Genomic DNA, 15062 nt, shown 5'->3' on the forward strand with positions numbered 1-15062 from the left:
TCAGATCAGGGAATCTCCGCCGGGGAACTCGGGCAGGGGGAAGGGGTCGGGTCGCCGGCCGCCGGAGTCCGGGGAGGACCCGGGTTGAGGCTCCGGGAACGACCCCGGGAATGATGCCGCCGGGTTGTCCCCGCCGGCCGCACGATCCGCCGTGCCCGGGAAGAGTCGGGCAGCGGACACCGCATCAGCGGCATCGGCCGCCAGGTTGCGCAGTGACATGACCCGTCCGAACTGGGTGAGGGTGGCGGACCGCGTCAGGGTCCCGGTCTGCGTCGGGTCTCCGCCGTTGTCGGACCGGTCGAGCCGGCAGACCACCGGATCGGTCTCGGTGGCACGACTGCCGGAGGCGACCGGATCAACCGCATCCATGAGGAAGGATCCGGCGGTGGCGTCCCCGTGGTCGAGGATCGCCAGGAACTCGTCCTTGGTCGTCTGCTTTTCGACGCCGTTGTCGAAGAAAGTCACCGTGTCCACCATCTGTGACAGTGCCCTGGCCGAGTTCGGGGAGCTCAGGACCCGGGCCCAGTGTTCCCGGGTACGGTCCCGGTTCTCCATCTCCGGTCCCACCGCCCATCCGCTCAGAAGATCGAGGGAGGAGCCGGTACCTGCACCGGACTGGCTGGCCAGCTGGCTCAGTGCCGGCGGGCGGATGCCTCGGTGCTGTTCGACACTTGCGGCGGTGTCGGCGAGAAGGGTGTCGAGGGCCCGGTCGGCCCACTGCGGCGGGAACATCTCCCGGCGGACCAGAGTCACCAGCGGAACCTGCCGGTCTCCGCTGATCACCGACCTGCCTATCCCGGTGGACAGGGGAAGCCCGGACTGCGGCGTCCTCAGGGAGGAGCCGCGGGACAGGTCACGGCCCAGTGGCCGCGAGATCGCCCGGCCCAGCAGTGTGGACCAGGAGAGCAGCTGACGGTAGGCACCGATCTGGCGTTCGAGATTTGTCATGGCCGTGCGGACGTTGATGTCCGCGATCCGCGCATTCTCCTCGGCGAGATGCCTGTCATGCAGGTATTTCTCGATTCCCCGGCGGGCGGTGGCGAAGGAGTTCATGTGGGAGACCATGAGCGCCAGGGACCCGACCACGAGCCAGAGAAGTCCCCACCGGTAGTCGAATCCGGCGTACCAGTCGGGCTGCCATTCCGGCTTCTCATGGATCACCACGGACAGGACGACGAACGCGATGAGGAGCACCTCGAGACCGAGATGCCACAGAGTGTTCCTGCGGTGCCGGTGACGCGCCTTCTCGGTGTCACGTCCCTGCAGTTCACCGAGCCTTCTCCTGTACTCGTCGAGCCGGGTGACCTGGGTCGTCACCGTCTGACGGGACGCGGCAATGAGAGCGCTGATGTTCTCGCCCGTGTGCCAGGCGTAGCTGCGGGACGCCACCTTCTTCCATTCCAGGAAACTCTGCTGGAGCTGGCGGACAGTCGGCTCCTGGGTCTGCCCCACCACGAAGTTGAGACCCTGTTCGTAGTCCGCGGCCTTGCGGGCGTCGAAAGGTTCGATCGTCGCCTCGCTCTCGGTCATGCCGAGGCGTTGCCCGAGCAGGGGGTGGAAGCCGCGGAAGGAGTCGTCGACGTCAGGGACCGACTGCCAGCCCTGCTCCACGATCCGCCGGTTCCCGTACGCGTCCCGGGGAGCTTCCAGCGTGCCCTGTTCACGTTCGGCACCGTCGACGAGGGTCAGGGCGACATTCCGGTACCCGTTCCACATGTCGGCCAACTGCGGATCCGCCCCGACCCGGATACCGGAGCCGAGTGCCTTCTGGAACCGGTGGGACTCCTGGGCCATCTGGTCCAGTGACAGGTCCCTTCCCGGACTCTCGGCGGGGTCCGCGATGACACGCACCGGCGAGTCCTTGCCGTAGAGATTTCCCTGGACAATCCCCGCCGCAGAGCTGTGCGCCGCCGCGACAGCGGCCCTGGCCCAGCTCCGGGGACTGCCCAACCCCTCGGAGAAATACTTCCGGAGGAACCCCGCCAGGGCCCTGTACCAGACCACACTGCTGGACCGGGCACTGACCTCGGGCTGCAGAGGTGACTCCAGCGAGTTCCGGTACTGCTCGACGAGCCGGTCGGCCATGTCCTCGGGGACGCCGGAACCGGCACCGATGTACCCGAGCTGCCGGCCGTCCTTCATCACCGGCTGAGGCAGCTGTCGCCGGATGTCGGTGGCGTCCCGGCGGAGCTCGTCCTCCACCGCGGAGGCGTCGACAATCCGGTGGAAGGACCGGGCAAGTCTGACCTGGTCGATGTCGCCGGTGGAGATCGGGCGTCCTTCATCATCCAGCAGCGGGCAGACGGTCGCACTGCCCCACAAGCCGGTGAGTCCGCAGAGGGCGGGTGCCGCGGTCCGCGCCACCGCCGTGGGATCCCCCTCCCTCAGCACGGGCTGCAGGGTGGTCATCGGAGCCCTGGAATCCTCGGGGGCCAGTGCCACCGCAGCAGGCCAGGAAGGATTCGGGACAGGTGCGGTGACTGTCCTGGGGAGACGAGGCAGGATGACCCGCACACGGGCCCGTTTCCCGAACAGTCGGGCGTCGATGTCAGCGGTCCACTTCTCCACGGAGGCGAAGTCGAGGCCGGGGGTGCCGGGGGTACTGTCGTCGGTGACGTCGAGCGCCACCAGCAGGACCGACCCGGTGATGGACCGGAGTGCGGCGTCCAGGGTGATGACCGAGGGCTCCGTGCAGATCAGCCGCACGGAGGCGGCGGTGGTGGGGAGACGGGGGTCGATCCAGAAGAACCGGTCCGTCAGCCCCATTGTCGCCAGGTCCGTGAGACTGCGACGGACCTGGTCGGCGACGGGTCCGTGACCGAAGAAGATGACGGCGGGCAAGGTACGGTCCGACATCTAGATCACCCCCGTCCCCAGGTCCGGGAAGGGAGTTTCGGCTCCCACCCCCGGCAGGAGTGTCCCCGACGAGTCCGGGTGTTCGGCTTCGGTCCGGGCGCTGGAGAGACTGTCTTTCAGCACCTTCACCATGTCGCGCACGTCCGGGGCGAGATCCCGGTAGAAGGGCATGGAGGAGGCGTGACCGCGGTCCGCCACCTCCGCCCACGGCTTGTCCCCGGACTGTGCTCCGGGAAGTCCGGAACCGGCACCGGGAAGGAAGATGTCGGCGTTCTTCGACGCCTGGTCAAGCTGTGAGAGGAACAGCTGGTACCGGTCGTCGACGGAGGTGCCCGCGACCGGCTGGCCGGGGCGCTCGCCGGTCCGCAGGAATGCCGCGATGCGGGAGACCGACGGGTGCCTGGTCACCCCGGTCGTCGGCCCGGACGGACTGTCGTCGAAGAGTCCCCGCAGCAGGTGGTACGGACGCAGGGACTGTGCCAGCCGGCCCTGGGCGTCCTGGTTCTGGATGTTCGCGTAGGCCAGCAGCACCGACTCGATGATCGCCGGCATCCAGTCCAGCTGGGCCCTGAACTGCGACGGAGGGGTGAGCAGCGGGTGCGGGAAAGACACCCACTCCTGTGCCTCGTCGTCGTAGACGTGGGCGTGGGCGGTGGGTTGCCCCTGGTCCTGGATGTAGATCCTCCCGGTGATGCTGCCGATGATCCATCCGCCCACCATCGCCTGGCGTTCCGCTCTGGACAGCGGGACTGCCCCGGCGAGAGGCCGGCTGCGGCGCAGGGTCCAGAACCCGTCGTGACTGGTGCGTGAATCCCACTCCTTGGCGATCGGGGGGAACAGGGAGCTGAACACCACCGGTGAGTAGTTCGGGTAGGACCCGAACACGTCGATGTGGCGGATCTTCGTCCCCTGGGTCAGTGCGGACTCCAGCGCCCCGGGGGTGGACTCGTCGAGATTCGTGGTGCCGTTGAGTACTGACCTGAGCTCCTCCGCGGCCGAGCGTGCCTTGAACGGGATCTCCGAGAAGTTGTAGTGGTAGCTCTCCGGGGTGTTGTGCACCAGTGACACCATCGCGGAATCGACAGCGGCCAGGGGACGTGCCTGTGCCAGCGCCGTGGAGAACGCGGCCCGCAGACGGGACATACGCCGTTCGAAGGTCACGTCGTTGGTGGTCTCGTCCTGGGTCATGTAACTGCGCAGGTCGGTACTGATGAACCGCTGGAAGTGGTAGTCGGGACGCTGGATCCACATCCGGGCCCGCCGGAGCAGTTCCGCCGGGCGGATCTTCGCCGTGAAGGTTCCCGGGCGGGATTCACGCTCGTCGCCGCCGTTCGGGGGAGTCGCCAGGTAGCGGGACACCCAGCCGCAGCGGTTGCCGCCGGTGCGGCGGGACGCCGACATCGCCAGGGTGTCCTCCGGCGCCTTTTCGGAACCGTTGGTCTGCCAGGAACCGCGGATGACCGACTGGGCGGCTGTCAGCGACGCCTGCCGGGCGCTGAACACCTCCGGATCAGAGACCTTGACGTCCTGGAGTATGTGGGTCTCGTAGTCGGAGGGGAAATGGTCGACGTCGCTGATGAGAATTTCGTTGGCGGATCCGCGGAACCGGTCGCTGATCATCTCGTCCCGGTCACCGGGCCAGGCGACGGGATCGTCGGTGGCGACGTCGGCGAGTCTGGTGTCAGGGTCTGTCTGCCGGTTCGCGTGCTCGAGGTCGGCGTGGGCGTCGGAGAGTTCGGAGCCCAGACGTTTGAGCACATTGTCCGTGAAGTCCTCCAGTACCCGGTAAAGGTTTCCGGCGACATAGACAAAGAAGCTGTTGAAGAACTGGTTGCGGTACTGTGCCGCGATGTTGTCGAGGATCTGGCCGGCGTTGGTGACCGCACCGTTTCCGGTCACAGGCTGCAGCATCTGTTCTACCTGGGCGTTCATCGCCACCGGGTCGACATGTGCGTTCGCGTTGGCGAAATCGGCCAGCGGGCGGACGAGACGCTGCAGGATGTCGTCGCCGAGCTGCCCGACCACCTGTTCCACAAAGGGCAGGCCGACCGAGGCCAGATTCTCCTCCGCTGCCTTGATGACGTGGTCGCAGAACAGGTCGGCGAAGCTGTAGACGAAGGAGTAGGCGGCCGACCGGAGCTGTGTGGAGACCTCATGGCCGGTGCGGGGGTCGGTCAGGCGTGATCTGACGAGGCTTCCCCAGTCGGACGCCTTCATCCCTTCGGCCGCGGGCAGCCGCTGGCGCAGCCACCGGCGGGACTGTTCGACGGCCGGGGTGGCGGCGTTCCCGCTGAGATAGCTGACCCACTGGGCGATGAAGTTCTGGTTCGGCTGTTCGGTCAGGATCGCCGCGCCGAGGCCGATCCGGTCGAGGATCCTCGGGTAGCGTTCGTGGAGCCTTTTCTTGAGCTGTTCCTCACCGGTGTCGGTGCTCTCGGGGTCGAGGTGTCCCTCCAGCAACCGGTCAAAGGCTGCCCGTGCCAGGCGTTGGGCCGCGTATTCCGCGTAGCGGTCCCGGCCCATCGACAGCTGGGCGTATCCCATCGAGCCCCAGGGCATGACGTCCCAGGGCATGTCCGTGGTGCTCGCCCAGCCGAGCAGGCTGCGGTCGGCTTCGGGGGATCCGGTGTTCCCCAGGGAGTAGGAGACGAAGGACTCCGCCGATTTCTCCGAGGTCATCAGTGCTGCCAGGGAGCGTCCGAGGCCGCGGTAGACCGTTTCCGGGGATCCGTCGCCGAAGCGTGCACCGGTGGCGCCCATGCGGGCACCGATCGGAAACAGGCGGGCGAAGGTGTTCCGGGATCCTCCGGCGTTGACGCCCAGGGCACGGAAGAGTGCGACGTCGGAATCTGTGGCGGTGCCGGTCTGGGTGGCGACCGCCTCACCGAACATGGCGAGGGCGTTGGGCCACGCGCCGACCATGGAGTCCGCAGGCAGGCTTTCGAAGACTTCCGGGGTGTACATGAACACACCGGTGTGCTCCGGTTTGGCGTTCGGAAGGGTGGACAGGATCCGGCAGACGTCCAGGAACATGGATGCACCTGCTCCGCCTGCCATGGACGAGATGACGAGGATCACCGGCGAGGAATCCTGGGTGCTCTGGTGGTGACCGGTGATCCTGCGGTTGAGCTCGTCGAGTTCACTGATGGTGGAGGATTCCTCGAGGACATCCATCGCAGCCTTGAGTTCGTCCCTGATACGGGGTATCGCGCGGAGGGTGAGCATCCTGCCCAGACCGCGGAACTGGCCGGCACCGTCCGAGATGGGGGTGGTCCTGTTCTCCGGATGGCGTTCAGCCCAGGTGGCGACCTCGCCGAGAGCCTTCCGGTCGCCGAGCATCCGGGTGATGCCCGAATCAAAGGTCCGGTACTGCTCCTTGGAGCCGATTCCGACGTAGCGACCACCGTTGACCTGGACGTTTCCGAGGCCGTCGGGCCCCTTCTCCGGGTCGATGGGTACATCGACGCTGACGAACTGCCAGGCCTTCGGCAGTGTTGTGAGGGTGGGGTCGAATGACCGGAGGTGAGCTTTGAGCTGGTCGATCATGTAGGCCTGGGTCTTGGCCCCGGATCCGCCGCAGCCGACGACGAGGAACTTCTTCACGCAAACTCCTTGGGTAGTGGTTGTGCTGGTGGTTGTGCTGGTGCGATGAGGAAAACCTGTCAGTTTCCGGAGGGGCCGGGACCTGATGGCCACCCGGAGGGGCCGGGACCTGATGGCCACCCGGAGGGGCCGGGACCTGATGGCCATCCGGGGCCGTTGTCCCCGGGGTTTTCCGGGCCCTGGGCCGGGGGAGTTCCCTGCGGGTTACCGCCGGCGGGGCCGAAGGGTGATGCACCGAAAGCGGGGCCGAAGGGTGATGCACCGAAAGCGGTGTCACCGGGCGAGGCAGGTCCTGCGGGGGTTGACGCGCCGAAGGGTGAGGCGGAGGGGAAACCGCCGGGCATGCCGGTGACGGGTTGCCCGGCGGGTCGGTTCTCCGTGCCGGATCCGGGCAGGCCTGCGCCGTTGCTGTCCTCCGGTGAGGGGTCGGTACCTTCTTCTGCCAGCCTCTCGAGTCGCTCGGGGCCGTTGGCGTCGAGCTCCGAGACCAGGGACCGCAGCCGTTCTCCGGTTATGCGTTCGTCGACGGCGATGACGACATCGCCGCGCAGGTCTCCGGGTTCCTGCCCTGGTGTCCGGATGACGATCCAATGGTTGTGCACGGCCAGCGGCAGTCTGGCCCTGTCCCCGACCCGGTGGCCGTCGTCGGAGATTGACGGTGACGCATCCGCCACGACGACGGGAGCCGACAACGGGTTGGCTCCGAGCCTGACATGGACGGGCACTCCTGCCAGGTTCACGTCCCGACCGGAGGCGACCGTGCGCGGGGTGTCTGTGACGAGCTCGTCGAAGCTGATGTCGAAGTTGCCGCCCCTGTCCCTGCGGACCAGCCGGCCGTTCCTGACCTCGACGGGGATCCGCAGGGCGTGGATGCCCGGGCTTCCGGGGATCCTGCCTGCGTAGGCCTTCATCGCGTAGAGCACGAGCAGGGGGATGACGAGGGTCGCCAGGAGTACTGCGACGAGGACTCCCACGAACACCCCTTTGTTCACCGGGGAGGTCATGTCCCCTTTCAGTGGTGTGACGACGTCCGCCTCGGTTGCTCCGTCGTCGGAGACCAGGTGGACCACCGGTGCCAGTGACATCCTGCCGTCCGCGAGTTGGGGGGTCCTCACGGTGAGGGGGAGGACGCCCTGTTCGCCTTCCCCGAGTTCGAGCGCGGAATCCGGGCCCGCGTTCGGGGAGGAGATGTCGACTGAACCGACGCCGTCGGGCAGGCTGGTGCCCTCGGTGCCGGACTGCAGTGTCGCGGGTTCGACCCACACCTTGCCGGGGCCGGTGACGGGAATGTCGACGGTTGTCTCACCGGAGTCGACGGTGAGCGTCGTTGTGCCGACCGAGGGCATGTTCACCGGGGAGACACTGGCGGCGAAAGAGGCGCTGACGGGGCTGAGTTCTGTTCCTGGTTTCCCGCCGTCACCTCTGGTGGTGATGTTGGTGGCGAACTGGAGCGTTCCTGTCCCCGCGGTCGACACCTGGTCGAGGGGGAAGACCACGGTGCCGCCGTCGCCGGTGGGTTGCTCGCCCAGTGGAACGGCGTCACCGTTGTCGGGTATGAAGGTCGCCGTCATTGTGGCGGTGCCGTCGAGGTGTCGGGGGTTTCCCTCCCTGTCCACGAGTGTCGCGTGGAGTTCACCGTCGGACTTCAGTCGGTTTCCGCCGTTGTCGGTGAGTTCGTCGACCCTGACGGACAGTCCCGGAAGAAGCTGGACCTTCACGTTGTAGCTGGCGTCCCCCGCGGTCGGGGCGTCATATCCGAAAGTCCATTCTCCTGCCCAGTTACCGCCGTCGGGCAGTGTGAGCTCGGCGTCCACCATCCCGTTGACTGCGTCGGTGGTCTCCATCGTGACCTCGGCGTCCCCCAGTTTCGCGGTCCCGTTTCCGGTGAGCTCGAGTTTCTCTCCGGAGGGGGAGGTGAGCACCGGGGTGACGGTGCCGTCGATGGTGGAGGTGGGCTGGGCGGAAAGACGGACGGGGGAGACCGAATTGTCGAGCGTGAATCGTTGGGGCTCGGTCATCGACAGAGTTCCGTCGACACTGCCGGAGGTCGGGACGAAGTTCCGGAACGCCGCGAGCAGGCCGGCCGGGTCATCCCCGGCGTTGAAGAAGGCTCCGTTCCCCGGAACCCCGGTGCAGTCCTTCTGCTCCGCCATCCTGGTCAGGAGCTCTTCAGGGGCCTGCCTGTCCTTCTCCGGGAGAAGGCCCACGGTGAAAAAGCGGACACCGGAGTTGCGCAGCGACGACAGCGCACCCCCGGGTGTGCACACCTCCTCCACGAGCTGTGCGGTACTTCGGCCGGCGTCAGGGTCGGTGATCATGCCGTCGGTGAAGAAGAGCACCGCCTGGCATCCGCCACCGTCTCCGTCGCTGTCCGGGGCGCCGGCGAACTCCTTGAGTGCTCCGTTGAGGGCGGACCCGTACCGGGTGTACCCGTCATTGTTCCTGTCTTTCGCACCGTCGATCTGACGGTCCAGGGCGTCCGGGCGGCCTTTCACCGGTGTCCAGCCGCCGTAACTGTCCGCACCGCTGCGGTACCCGTCACCGAATCCGGCGAGTTTGACGTTTATCTGTGCGTCGAGGTCGTCGGCATGTCGGCTGAGTTGCCTGACAAGGTCTTTTGCGGCATCTACCCGGAGATTGTCCTTGTCGGTGGGCTCTGCGTTGAAACCTTTCAGAGAAGCGGACTCGTCCATGATCAGGAGGATGTCCGCCGACCTGGATCCGACGAGGCAGGCGCCGAGCTCGTTGACGTTTTCCTGCCCCTCCTGGCTGAGGGTGGTGCCGCCGCCGGACGTGCCGGTGTCCTGCGCTCCTGCCCCGGGAAGTCCGCAGAGGGAGGCGCCGGCCAGCAGGGCGGAGGTGAAGGTGGTGGAGAGGATGCGGCGCGTCCGGCGCCGGAGAATGAGATGGTCTGTCATGCGTCTACGCCCCCACCGTCTTGCTGATCCACAATGCGATCTCCACCGCTGTGACGAGGACGCCGACCAGTGCGGTCGCCAGGGCCATCTGACGGATCCTCGACTGTGCGGGATCGGCGACGTAGAAACTCTCAGCGCGACGTTCCGTGTCTTTTCTCATGTAGACCCCGAGAACGAAGAAGGTGACGATCCCGGCGAGTACCCATCCTGTGGCCGCGAGAATAAGAAAAATTCTGTCGGTCGCGGAGCCGCTCAGGAAGGCCGCACCGCCCAGGACGAGGCCTGCAACGGCGGTGACGACGGCGGTCCACAGGATCCCCTTCGGGCCGCTGGCCGGCAGGACCGGCACGATCTGTCCCGCAGGGTCCTGCCCGGGGCCGAAGTCGGGGCTGTCGGTGCTGAACCGGACCGGAGGTGCGGCAGGTGAGCTGCCTGCGACATCGGAGGCAGGTCCCCCGGACGCTCCGCTGGAGGGCACCGGACCGGAGCTGAAGGGCGACTGTCCCGGGGTGCCCCAGGACTGCCCCCCGGAGGAGGGACTGCTACCGAAAGGATTTGTCATGGTTGGACCTGCCTGGGTGAGGTGTAGGAGTTCTTTCTCGTGAAGCGTGCCTGGGCGTCGTGGGCGACACTGTCCGTGTCGTCAGCAGGATCTGTGACAGATTGCTGCTCTTTGTTCGTCTATTCGGCAGAACTAACTTAGCAAACGCTGTCCCCGGCGTCAGTGTCTGAAGAAGGATCACCTGAGTCGACCCGGCACCCGGGATGAGACCGGGGGTGGGAATCGGGGCGGGGAGCGGGGGTACCGGTCACCGCGCCTTCTGGCGGACCGCGTAGTAGTACCACCCGTCGGACATCGAGAAACAGGTGGAGGTTTCTGCAGGCCAGGTGTCCGCGTTCTGGTCACACGTGGACTGGTAGGCGAACGGGCCCTTGGCGAACCACTCCCTGGGTGGGTTTCCGGTCAGCGTGTACGGGGGTGAGGGCCACTGCTCGGTGGGCTCCTGCTGTTGTTGCTGCTGCTGTTGCTGCTGTTGCTGTGCTGCCCGGCGTGCGGCCTCCGCTGCCCGGGAGCTTTCCGCCTGCCTGGATTTTTCCGCGGCACGCGACGCCTCAGCCGACCGTGACGCCTCGGCGGAAGCTTCGGCCTCTGCCTCAGCTGACCGTGACGCCTCAGCTGAAGCTTCCGCCTCGGCGGATGCGGACGCCGCGGCCTCTTCAGTGGCCTCCCGTTCGGCGACCAGGGAGGAGAAGGCTCCGGTGCTGTCGCCGGTGGAACAGCCTGCGAGGGTTGCACCTGCCGCAACAGCTGCCACTAGACAACCGGTGGAAAGGATGGTTCGTCGAATCATGGTCGGTTACTCCTGTGGTTGAAGGGATGCTGTACGGCGAATGTCGATGACCTGTGTGTCCGCAGCTCTGTCGTGGAATCCCTGGAGCCCGGGTGCCTTGGCTGAGGTGGAGAAGGCGCGGCAGCCGAGGATGAAACTCACCGGTGGGCCGATGACCGGGATGTAGTTGACCAGCAGCCAGGTGTTCCTCCTGAAGGCCTGGGAGAGTGACGGGTCAGTACCGGTCACCGACTGCACCCTGATGCCGCACATGCGTTTGCCGAGGGTCTGTCCCCGGGAATGCTCGGGAACCACCGTGAAGAGCACGACGAGGATGAAGCTTTCGATGTAGGCCGTGACGGCTGTGACGACGGCCGCGTTGAATCTGGCATCGTCATACCGGGCAGCCAGGTCGTGGATCTCCTCCCACGTGTACCTGTTCAGAGTGTCCATGTCGGTCGGCAGGTCCGGGACCATCGCTGCGTCCACGATTGACGAGGTGACCGGGACAAGGACGCACGCGGCGAGGACCACCGCCACCAGATCGACCACCACGGCCCCCAGCCGACGCATCGCTGACGGTGCGGCGGGCGGTGGTGCGGCGGCTGCGGGTTCCGGGAACAGCGGCGTCCCGGTCGTCGCAGCCGGCATCCCCTCCTGAGCGCTGAAGGGGTTGGGTGGCCCGCCGGATACTGGTCCGTACGGGTTACCGAACGGTGGTGTGGTCGTCATGTCCTGCTCTCCCTGGGATGATCGTCAACCGCAGCATGTCAGGGATGAGACACAGGAACTCCCGGAAAGTTCCCGGGAAGATCGCCTTTCCGCTCCACAGGCGGGGCATGGCCCCCGGAGCAGGGGTGACGGGGTGGCAGGAGTGGCAGTGGAAGGGACGTGGACGCCGCGACTACCGGAGACGGCCCAGATTCTTCAGGGTGCCGCGGACCTGGTCCCTGGCTTCGGGCCCCTCGTAGTTGCCGACGATCTCATCGACCGGCCCGCACTCCCTGATCTCACCGTGGTCGACCCACAGGGCGGAGTCGCAGAGCTGTGCGAGGAACTCGTTGGAGTGGGAGGCGAAGACGAGGATCCCTGACTTCGCCACCAGTGACTGGAGCCTCACCCGGGCTTTGGCCATGAACGCGGCGTCCACCGCCCCGATACCTTCGTCGAGAAGGAGAATCTCCGGTTCGATGGAGGTCACGACCCCCAGGGCCAGTCGGACGCGCATGCCGGAGGAGTAGGTGCGCAGCGGCATGGACAGGTAGTCGCCGAGCTCACTGAACTCGGCTATCTCGTCCATCTTCTTCTGCATGGACCTCTTGGATTCCCCGAGGAAGAGACCGCGGATGATGATGTTCTCCCATCCGGAGATCTCGGGGTCCATGCCGACCCCGAGGTCGAAGACCGGGGCCACCCTCCCGGACACCACCGCGGAACCTCGGGTGGGTTCGTAGATCCCCGAGAGCAGCCGTAGAAGAGTTGACTTGCCGGCACCGTTGTGGCCGACGAGCCCGATGCGGTCTCCCTCCTTCAGATGGAGGTTGATTTCCCGCAGCGCCTCGACGACAACGGTGTTGTCTGCGTTGCGTCCGATGGCGCCTCCTGCCGCGCCGAGGAATGCCTTCTTCAGGGAGCGGGACTTCGCGTCGAAGATCGGGAAGTCCACGCACGCGTTGTAGGTGTCGATCGAAACCATTGGTGAGATTCTCTCCTAGACCCAGTAGCTGATGCGGGAGCGCCACTGGCGCATGAAGACCATCGCGAACAGTGTGCCCAGCACGGTGAGTACCAGGACGATGAGCCAGGACCGCAGTGCCACCGGCTCCCCGATCATCGGTCCGCGCACGATCGCCATGTAGTGGTAGAGCGGGTTGAGCTCGGCGATGTAGGCCTTGTTGCCGATGTCACCCACACGGTCCTTCAACGTGGAGTCCATCCACACGATCGGCGTCATGTAGAACAGCAGCTGCACCAGGGACTCCAGCAACGGGGCGACATCCCGGAAACGGGTGGCGATGATGCCGAAGAACATGGAGACCCACACGCCGTTCGCGACGAGGAGGGCCAGCCCGGGTACCGCGAGGATGACCTCCCACCCCACCGGCATCCGGAAGACGGCCAGCAGAATCAGCCAGATTGCGAGGTTGTGCAGGAGGAAGAGGAACTGACGCCACACGAGCCGGTACACGTGCACACTCAGTGCGCTGGGAAGCTGCTTGATCAGGCCTTCGTTGGCGATGAAGACCTGCGACCCCTCGTTGATGCATCCGGCGATGAACCCCCAGAGGATCAGTCCCAGTGCGACGTGGGGAAGGAAGGTCTTCACGTCGATGTTGAAGAGCAGGGAGTAGAGGAGTCCCAGTGCGGCAGACATCACGCCGGTGGCGATGGTGATCCAGAGGGGGCCCAGGACCGAGCGGCGGTAACGCTGCTTGATGTCCTGCCAGCCCAGGGCGAACCACAGTTCACGTTGGGCGAAGCCCCGGCGGAGGTCGTCCCAGGCGGCGCCGAATGTCTGGGAGGTGGAGGCAGGAACCTCGTCCTCCGGCACCCGGGCGACGAATCTGTCGAAGTCCGGGGAGAGCGCGACGCTGCCTGCCCTTTCGGTGTTAGGGTGCTCGATCTCTGATTCTGACACCCGTCAACGGTACCCCGGAGTGGTCGCAGGAAGAGAAAACACGCCTGTCTCCCGGCAGTTCCCGCAGCTTTCTCCAACCCTCCGGACAGTTCCCCGACAGCTGACTGCGGAGTCCCTGCGGTCCCGCTGCGGGCTCACTGCCGGGGCTTGTGGAGCTGTCCGGCAGGGGCTGTAGGATCGGGTCACGACGGCCACCGGCAGGCCCGGCAGCGTGACGTCCGAGATGACCTGTTTGACCGTGCAGATACCGTGCAAAGTCCGTGATATGTCCGTGATGTCCTTGATGTCCATGAATGAGGTGCGTTCAGGCGTGTTCGATTCCGCGAGGGCCCGTGGGCTCTATGTCTCCCAGTCCGACGGGTGGACCTACCTCAACGCGGGTACTCGCGCCCAGGTCCCGGAGAAGGTGAGTTCGGCGGTGACCAGGGCGTTCCGGACCGCCCCACTGCAGGCGGACCCCGGCACCGTGCAGGTGGGCGGGGAGGCCGGGACGACCGGGACGACCGGGACAGGGACCAGGGGCGACATCTACGTCGACGAGGCCAGGGCCGCCGTCGCGGACCTGGTCGGAGGGGTTGCCGAGTGCGTGGTGCTGGGACCGAGCCGGGCCGCGCTGCTGAACACCCTGGCGTCCTCACTGCCGGCCAAACTGCGGATAGGCCGGGAGGTCGTCCTGTCCCGCATCGACGACCCGGTGAACATCGCCCCGTGGGAACTGGCGTCCGACCTCTACGGTGCCAAGGTGCGGTGGGCGGAGGCGGAACTCACCACGGGTTCCCTGCCCACCTGGCAGTTCAGTGAACTCATCGGGCCGTACACCTCTGTCGTCGCCGTCGCCGCGGCCAATGCGCACATCGGTACGGTGACGGACGTCCGGGCTGTGGCGGACCTGCTCCACGCGAAGTCCAACGGGTGGCTGGTCGTGGACGCCGCGGCGTACGCGCCGTACCGGAGGATAGACATAGATGAATGGGGTGCCGATGTCGTGGCACTCGACCTGGCCCCGCTCGGGGGCCCCGAGGTGGGGGCACTGGTGTTCCGGGACCAGACGATGCTGGCCCAGCTGAAGCTGGCGGAGGTACGCACGGGCAGGCACTCCACCCCGGACCTCCGTTCGCTGGCGAAGCGGCGGGTTGCGGCACTGGAGCGGGGAGGTCTCGCGCCGGGGCTTCTGGGCGCAGTCCCGGCTACGGTCGATTTTCTGGCGTGCCTGGACGAGGACGCCACCGGTGACCGTCGCTCGAAACTGGCGACCTCACTGCCTGCGGCGGAGGAGTACATGAACGGACTGGCCCGTCATCTCATCGACGGGCTCCGCGATTTCGGGGTGGTTCATGTTGTCGGGGTGACCGGAGACGACCACGGTGCCTACAACGGCGGGGGTCACGGATCGTGGACCGTGGACGACGGGGGGTACACGGATCTGTGGTCTCCGACGGACCGCGTGCCGAGGGTGAGTTTCCTGGTGCCCGGACTGTCTGCCGCGACTGTGGCGGAACGGCTGCTGGACAACGGTGTCGTCGCCGAAGTGGTGGGCCTGGAGGACAGTGCGCTCTTCGACCAGATGGGTGTCGCTGAAATGGGGGGTGCCGTGTGTGTCGCGTTCGCACCGCACAACACCCGCTATGACGTCGATCAGCTGGTCAGGGTTGTCGGCGGAATGGTGTAGGCGGAGTGGCGCATACGCAGTGCCGCAGCCGGGACCGTGTCGACCGT

Annotated in this window: 9 protein-coding genes; 1 reads left to right on the forward strand and 8 read right to left on the reverse strand. The window is 66.4% G+C overall.

Annotated features, from left to right (window positions below):
• The 8 genes from E0E18_RS09750 to wzm form a co-directional block, all read right to left on the reverse strand.
• On the reverse strand, positions 1-2856 hold the full coding sequence (locus E0E18_RS09750) for a hypothetical protein (protein WP_130840539.1): 2856 nt from the start codon (positions 2854-2856) through the stop codon (positions 1-3).
• Positions 2857-6459 carry a tubulin-like doman-containing protein gene (locus E0E18_RS09755; RefSeq protein WP_130840541.1) on the reverse strand — a complete coding sequence of 1201 codons (3603 nt, stop codon included), beginning with the start codon at positions 6457-6459 and terminating at the stop codon, positions 2857-2859.
• 59 nt (positions 6460-6518) lie between these two features.
• Positions 6519-9377, reverse strand: a complete 2859-nt coding sequence (locus E0E18_RS09760; RefSeq protein ID WP_130840543.1) for a vWA domain-containing protein — start codon at positions 9375-9377, stop codon at positions 6519-6521.
• A gap of 4 nt (positions 9378-9381) precedes the next feature.
• Positions 9382-9939 carry a hypothetical protein gene (locus tag E0E18_RS09765; protein WP_130840545.1) on the reverse strand — a complete coding sequence of 186 codons (558 nt, stop codon included), beginning with the start codon at positions 9937-9939 and terminating at the stop codon, positions 9382-9384.
• A gap of 247 nt (positions 9940-10186) precedes the next feature.
• Positions 10187-10729 (reverse strand): hypothetical protein, encoded by a 543-nt coding sequence (locus E0E18_RS13885; protein WP_161972270.1) that lies wholly within the window; start codon positions 10727-10729, stop codon positions 10187-10189.
• 6 nt (positions 10730-10735) lie between these two features.
• Positions 10736-11359 (reverse strand): RDD family protein, encoded by a 624-nt coding sequence (locus E0E18_RS09775; RefSeq protein ID WP_161972271.1) that lies wholly within the window; start codon positions 11357-11359, stop codon positions 10736-10738.
• Positions 11360-11612: 253 nt separating this feature from the next.
• A complete protein-coding gene (gene wzt / locus E0E18_RS09780) occupies positions 11613-12404 on the reverse strand; it encodes a galactan export ABC transporter ATP-binding subunit Wzt/RfbE (RefSeq protein ID WP_130840549.1) in 792 nt (263 codons plus the stop codon).
• Positions 12405-12419: 15 nt separating this feature from the next.
• Positions 12420-13346 (reverse strand): galactan export ABC transporter permease subunit Wzm/RfbD, encoded by a 927-nt coding sequence (gene wzm, locus E0E18_RS09785; RefSeq protein ID WP_078057141.1) that lies wholly within the window; start codon positions 13344-13346, stop codon positions 12420-12422.
• A gap of 289 nt (positions 13347-13635) precedes the next feature.
• On the opposite strand from wzm, the gene E0E18_RS09790 reads away from it, so the two are divergent.
• Positions 13636-15015, forward strand: a complete 1380-nt coding sequence (locus tag E0E18_RS09790; protein ID WP_419866050.1) for an aminotransferase class V-fold PLP-dependent enzyme — start codon at positions 13636-13638, stop codon at positions 15013-15015.
• The last annotated feature ends 47 nt before the right edge of the window (positions 15016-15062 follow it).

Source organism: Corynebacterium neomassiliense, assembly GCF_900626215.1.
GTDB classification, from domain to species: domain Bacteria; phylum Actinomycetota; class Actinomycetes; order Mycobacteriales; family Mycobacteriaceae; genus Corynebacterium; species Corynebacterium neomassiliense.

Coding starts and splice junctions, on each gene's coding strand:
- E0E18_RS09750 (WP_130840539.1), bottom strand. CDS start 2,856: ATGTCGGACCGTACCTTGCCCGCCGTCATCTTCTTCGGTCACGGACCC.
- E0E18_RS09760 (WP_130840543.1), bottom strand. CDS start 9,377: ATGACAGACCATCTCATTCTCCGGCGCCGGACGCGCCGCATCCTCTCC.
- E0E18_RS09765 (WP_130840545.1), bottom strand. CDS start 9,939: ATGACAAATCCTTTCGGTAGCAGTCCCTCCTCCGGGGGGCAGTCCTGG.
- E0E18_RS13885 (WP_161972270.1), bottom strand. CDS start 10,729: ATGATTCGACGAACCATCCTTTCCACCGGTTGTCTAGTGGCAGCTGTT.
- E0E18_RS09775 (WP_161972271.1), bottom strand. CDS start 11,359: ATGCCGGCTGCGACGACCGGGACGCCGCTGTTCCCGGAACCCGCAGCC.
- wzt (WP_130840549.1), bottom strand. CDS start 12,404: ATGGTTTCGATCGACACCTACAACGCGTGCGTGGACTTCCCGATCTTC.
- E0E18_RS09790 (WP_419866050.1), top strand. CDS start 13,636: ATGAATGAGGTGCGTTCAGGCGTGTTCGATTCCGCGAGGGCCCGTGGG.